The following is a 5,589-nucleotide window of genomic DNA, read 5'->3' on the forward strand; positions in this document are numbered from 1 at the left end:
GCTCGCGGTGTTGTCGAATGAATCGGTGCAGGCTGATCTGAACAACATTCGCGCGGCGTTGCACGAGGCTGATGCACTGATGACGGAAGCGCGTGCCAATGCTGATCGCGCGCGTTCCTTGCATGGCAGTGGTGTCATGAGCACGCAGGATTCGCAACGCGCCCTGACCGCCGAGCAAACGGCCAAGGCCCGCCTGGATGCCGTTCGTGCGCAACTGGCCTCGCAAGAGTTGCGCATGCGCCAGACGCGCATCGTGGCATCTGACGAGGGAGTGATTTCTGCGCGTCAGGCTACCGCGGGTGCGGTTGTGCAAGCCGGGCAGGAACTCTTTCGTCTCATTCGCCAGAGCCGCCTGGAATGGCGTGCCGAAGTGCCGTCCGCTGATCTGCAGCGCGTCAAACCCGGCATGGTGGCCTGGGCTACGCCGCCTGGCGGCACGCCTGTGCAAGGCAAGGTCCGCATGGTGGCGCCCACGGTGGACGCCGCCACGCGCAATGGCCTGGTCTATGTGGATCTGCCTGCTGCGGCTTTGAACGCGGGGGCGCGTGCTGGCATGTTCGCCTCCGGCCGGCTGGAGATCGGGCAATCGCAAGGCTTGACGCTGCCTCAAACCGCCGTGCAACTGCGTGACGGTTTCAGCTACGTCTTCAAGGTCAGCGATAAGGGCGTGGTCACGCAAGCCAAGGTGAGCGTGGGGCGCCGCGTGGGTGATCGCATCGAGATCCTGCAAGGCCTGGATGCCAACGCCAATGTGGTTGCTTCTGGCGTGGGCTTCCTGACCGATGGCGACAGCGTGCGCGTCGTGAAGGGCAGCCAGTCATGAACGTTTCCGCCTGGTCGATCAAGAACCCGATTCCGGCCGTCCTGTTGTTCATCATGCTCACGCTGTGGGGACTGATGGGCTTTAGCGGCATGAAGATCCAGAACTTTCCGGACATCGATCTGCCCACCGTTTCCGTCACGGCGTCCTTGCCAGGCGCGTCGCCTGCACAGTTGGAAACCGAAGTGGCGCGCAAGCTGGAGAACTCGATTGCCACGCTGCAAGGCATCAAGCACATCTATACCAAGGTGCAGGATGGCAGCGTGCTCGTGTCCGTCGAGTTCCGCCTGGAGAAGCCCACGCAGGAAGCCGTGGACGATGTGCGTGATGCCGTCTCGCGCGTGCGGGCCGATTTGCCTGGTGATCTGCGTGACCCGGTCATCTCCAAGATGAACCTGTCGGGCGCACCGATTCTGACCTACACCGTGGCATCCAAACGCATGGATGACGAGGCCCTGTCCTGGTTCGTGGACAACACGGTCACCAAGACCATGCTGGCCGTCAAGGGCGTGGGTGCCGTGGCCCGTGTGGGCGGCGTGAGCCGCGAGGTGCGCATCGAGCTGGATCCAGCGCGCCTGCTGGCACTCAATGCTTCTGCCGCCGATGTGTCGCGCCAGTTGCGCAGCCTGCAGCAGGAAGCGTCGGGTGGCCGCATGGACCTGGGTGGTGGTGAGCAATCCGTGCGTACCGTGGCCACGGTCAAGTCAGCCGACGAGCTGGCCGCCATGGAGGTGACCTTGTCTGACGGCCGCCATGTGCGCCTCGATCAGGTCGCCACTGTCAGCGATACCGTGGCCGAGCGCCGCAGTGCCGCCTTGCTCAACGGCAAGCCGGTGGTGGGCTTCGAGATCACACGCTCACGCGGAGCCGGGGAGGTGGAAGTGGCCAAGGGCGTGCGTGCCAAGCTGCAAGAGCTCAAGGCCAAGCACCCGGACATCGAGATCACCGAAGCCTTCAACTTCGTGGACCCTGTGGAAGAGAACTACCACGGCTCCATGTACCTGCTGTATGAGGGCGCGATCCTGGCTGTGATCGTGGTGTTCTTTTTCCTGCGCGACTGGCGCGCCACATTGGTGTCGGCGGCGGCCTTGCCCTTGTCGGTGATCCCGGCATTCGGCTTCATGCACTTGCTGGGCTTTTCGATCAATGTGGTGACGCTGCTGTCCTTGTCGCTGGTGGTCGGGATTCTGGTGGACGATGCCATCGTCGAGATCGAGAACATCATGCGCCACCTGGCCATGGGCAAGACGCCGATGGAAGCCGCAATGGAGGCCGCCGATGAGATCGGCCTGGCCGTGATTGCGACCACCTTCACGCTGATTGCTGTGTTTCTGCCTACCGCCTTCATGGGAGGCGTGCCGGGCAAGTTCTTCGTTCAGTTTGGCTGGACGGCGGCGATCGCCGTGTTCTTCTCGCTGGTCGTGGCGCGGATGCTGACGCCGATGATGGCGGCCTACATCCTCAAGCCACCCAAGGGCGAGCATGGCGAGCCGGGCTGGATGCGTCTGTACCTGGGCTGGGCACGCTGGTGTCTGAAGCACCGCGTGTGGACCTTCTTGATCGTGCTGGGCTTCCTGGGCGGTTCCTTCTTCCTGGCCGGGCGCCTGCCCACGGGTTTCATCCCACCGGATGACCTGTCGCAAACGCAGGTCTTCCTGTCGCTGCCACCGGGTAGCACCTTGCAGCAGTCCTACAAGCTGGCCGAAGAGGCCCGCGTGATCGTGCAGCGCAACCCGCACGTGAAGATGGTCTACACAGCCATTGGCGGCGGCGCATCGGGCAGCGACCCTTTCATGCCACAAGGCTCGGCTGAGGTGCGCAAGGCCACCTTGACCATCAACATGACGCACCGCAAGGATCGCCCCGGCATCAGCAAGCAAGCCATTGAAGGCGAGTTGCGCAAGGCGCTGGAGGTGCTGCCTGGCGTGCGTGTGAACGTGGGCTTTGGCGGCTCCGCCGAGAAGTACATCCTGGTGCTCTCTGGTGAAGATGGGCAGACCTTGTCAGCGCATGCCGAGGTGGTGGCGCGCGAGCTGCGCAGCATCCCGGGCATTGGCAACGTCACGTCAACCTCCAGCCTGGTTCGCCCCGAGCTGATCGTGCGGCCTGACATTGCCCGCGCTGCTGATTTGGGTGTGAACACGGCCACCATTGCCGACACCTTGCGCATTGCCACGGTGGGTGACTACGAGCAGGGCCTGCCCAAGCTGAACCTGTCGCAACGCCAGGTGCCCGTGGTGGTGCGCTTGCCGGATGCGGCGCGCACCGATCTGGATTTGCTGGCACGCCTGCCGGTGCCGGGCGCGCGCGGCCCTGTGCCGCTGGGCAATGTGGCCACGCTGGTGCAAGACAGCGGCCCTGCACAGATCGACCGCTATGACCGCCAACGCAATATCAACTTCGAGATCGAGCTGAACCAGCAGCCGCTGGGCGATGTGCAGAAGAAGGCCCTGGCTTTGCCGAGCTTGCGCAACCTGCCGCCAGGGGTCACGCAATCCACGATCGGTGATGCAGAAGCCATGGGCGAGCTGTTCGCGAGTTTTGGCCTGGCCATGCTCACGGGCGTGCTGTGTATCTACATCGTGCTGGTGCTGCTGTTCAAGGGCTTCGTACAACCGATGACGATTCTAGTGGCGCTGGTGCTGTCCATCCCCGGCGCCTTTGTGGCGCTGTATGTGACGCAGACGGCGCTGTCCATGCCATCGATGATCGGCCTGATCATGCTGATGGGCATCGCCACAAAGAACTCGATCTTGCTGGTGGACTATGTGTTGATTGCGCGCAATCAGTACGGTCTGTCACGCTGGGAGGCCGTGATCGACGGCTGCCGCAAGCGGGCACGGCCCATCATCATGACGACGATCGCCATGGGCGCAGGCATGATGCCGATCGCCCTGGGCATTGGCGTGGACCCGAGCTTCCGCGCGCCGATGGCGATTGTGGTGATCGGTGGTTTGATCACGTCTACCTTCCTGAGCCTGTTGGTGATCCCGGTGGTGTTCACGTTTGTGGATGACCTGATTGCGTTGACGGGGCGGTTGGTGCGGCGAGTGCCTTTGGCCGACGCTGACAAGGTGGTGGGGCAGGGGTGATTGTCTGCCGCCGATAATGGCGCCTCCCCAGCTAACAGAGAACGCTGCCATGCCTCACATGCTGCTCATCGTCGAACCCATTGGCCAGCGTGCCGAACGCGGCCGCGAGGCGGGTGAGGCTGTCTATCAACGCATGCTCGACTACACGGCCGAATTGCAATCGGCGGGGCTGTTGCTGGGTGTCAACTCTCTGGGCACCGCTACACGCCGCGTCGCCAAGCGAGGGGACGAGCGTTTGCTCACCGATGGGCCCTTCGCAGAAGCCAAGGAAATGATCGGCGGCTATTTCTTGCTGGATACGGAAGACCCTGCTGTGGCGCTGGCTTGGGCTGAACGCTGCCCGGCCGCCGAATGGGCCACCGTGGAGTTGCGCGGCGTGGGGCCGTGCTACGAGTAGGTAGTTTCACCAAATCTGTCGAATTGGCGCCTGCTCGATCGTCGTGGGTATGAAGGCACCGAAAGGCGGTGCCCCTACAGGAGATAGACATGCGATTCATGATCCAGTTCCGTGCCACGGTCACCAGTGAAATCGGGGCGCGTCCCGGCCCCGAACTGCTCCCGGTTTTTCAGGAGATGGGCGCTTTCCACGAAGAAATGGCCCGAGCGGGCGTCCTGCTTGACGGGGCGGGCTTGCGTCCCAGCAAGCAGGGCTGGCGTCAGCGCTACAAGCTGGACGGCAGCCGCGAGGTGATGGACGGGCCGTTTGCCGAAACCAAAGAATTGATTGCCGGCTACACCTTGATCCAGGTGCGCTCGGTCGAAGAGGCCCGCGCCTGGGCCAGCCGTTTCCCCAACCCCTTCCCAGGACAGGAGTGCGAGGTCGAGGTGCGCCAACTCTACGAAGATGCCGACTTCGGGCCGGGTGGTGACATGGCGCTACCAGGAGCATCGACATGAAGCACATCCTGATGATCGGCGGCCTGACTCTGCTGACTGCCACGGCCTTGCTGCTGGCCTATGCGAGCACCCGCCCCAATGAGTTCCGCGTCGAGCGCAGACTGCGCATCGCCGCCCCCCCTGACAAGCTTTGGCCGTTGATTGGCGAGTTGCGGGCGTTCAACCGCTGGAACCCCTATGAACGCAAGGATCCGGCCATCAAAGGGCGCTACAGCGGCGCAGCCACCGGCCCAGGTTCGCGCTATGAGTGGGAGAGCGACAAGGTGGGTGTGGGCGGCCTGGAGATCACCGGCCAACAGCCAGGTCAGGCCGTGCAGATGAAACTGGACTTCGTCAAACCTTTCGAGGCGCACAACCAGGCCGAGTTCCGTCTCGTGCCCCAGAGCGATGGCAGCACGGAGGTGATCTGGTCAATGCAAGGACCCGCCAACCTCATCAGCAAGGTGATCGGTGTGTTCATCAACATGGACAAGATGGTGGGCCGTGATTTTGAAGACGGCCTGGTCAATCTGCAGCAAATTGCCAAGGAGTGAACATGGGACCTCAACACGCTCAAGTCTATGTGAATCTGCCCTGTAAAAGCTTGCCCGCCAGCAAGGCTTTTTTCGAGTCTTTGGGATACAGCTTCAATCCGCAATTCACCAATGATGCCGGCGCCTGCCTCATGCTTGGCAGCAACATTTACGCGATGCTGCTGACGAAGAGCTTTGCCAGCGGTTTCACCGGCAAGCCGCTGGTGGATGCGAAGTCTGCGACCGAGGTGCTCGTGTGTTTGTCCTG

At 62.7% G+C, this 5,589-nt stretch carries 6 protein-coding genes; all 6 read left to right on the top strand.

Annotated features, from left to right (window positions below):
• A partial coding sequence (locus tag EPO09_RS12380; RefSeq protein ID WP_290643508.1) for an efflux RND transporter periplasmic adaptor subunit occupies nt 1-823 on the top strand: 823 nt, incomplete at its 5' end.
• Complete coding sequence (locus tag EPO09_RS12385) at nt 820-3,912, top strand: efflux RND transporter permease subunit (protein ID WP_290643510.1); 3,093 nt, start codon at nt 820-822, stop codon at nt 3,910-3,912. The genes EPO09_RS12380 and EPO09_RS12385, both read left to right, overlap by 4 nt.
• 49 nt (nt 3,913-3,961) lie before the next feature.
• Entirely contained in the window at nt 3,962-4,309 is a 348-nt protein-coding gene (locus EPO09_RS12390; protein ID WP_290643512.1) for a YciI family protein, read from the top strand.
• A gap of 89 nt (nt 4,310-4,398) precedes the next feature.
• Nucleotides 4,399-4,809: a YciI family protein gene (locus EPO09_RS12395; RefSeq protein ID WP_290643513.1), complete on the top strand. Its 411-nt coding sequence runs from the start codon at nt 4,399-4,401 to the stop codon at nt 4,807-4,809.
• Nucleotides 4,806-5,342, top strand: a complete 537-nt coding sequence (locus tag EPO09_RS12400) for an SRPBCC family protein (protein ID WP_290643515.1) — start codon at nt 4,806-4,808, stop codon at nt 5,340-5,342. The genes EPO09_RS12395 and EPO09_RS12400 overlap by 4 nt, the downstream gene beginning before the upstream one ends.
• A 2-nt stretch (nt 5,343-5,344) precedes the next feature.
• A partial coding sequence (locus EPO09_RS12405) for a VOC family protein (protein ID WP_367200070.1) occupies nt 5,345-5,589 on the top strand: 245 nt, incomplete at its 3' end.

This window comes from Aquabacterium sp. (assembly GCF_004297345.1).
GTDB lineage: Bacteria > Pseudomonadota > Gammaproteobacteria > Burkholderiales > Burkholderiaceae_C > Aquabacterium.

Bases quoted from the DNA above. Each gene is read 5' to 3' on its own strand.
- EPO09_RS12385 (WP_290643510.1), top strand. From the start codon at position 820: ATGAACGTTTCCGCCTGGTCGATCAAGAACCCGATTCCGGCCGTCCTG.
- EPO09_RS12390 (WP_290643512.1), top strand. From the start codon at position 3,962: ATGCCTCACATGCTGCTCATCGTCGAACCCATTGGCCAGCGTGCCGAA.
- EPO09_RS12395 (WP_290643513.1), top strand. From the start codon at position 4,399: ATGCGATTCATGATCCAGTTCCGTGCCACGGTCACCAGTGAAATCGGG.
- EPO09_RS12400 (WP_290643515.1), top strand. From the start codon at position 4,806: ATGAAGCACATCCTGATGATCGGCGGCCTGACTCTGCTGACTGCCACG.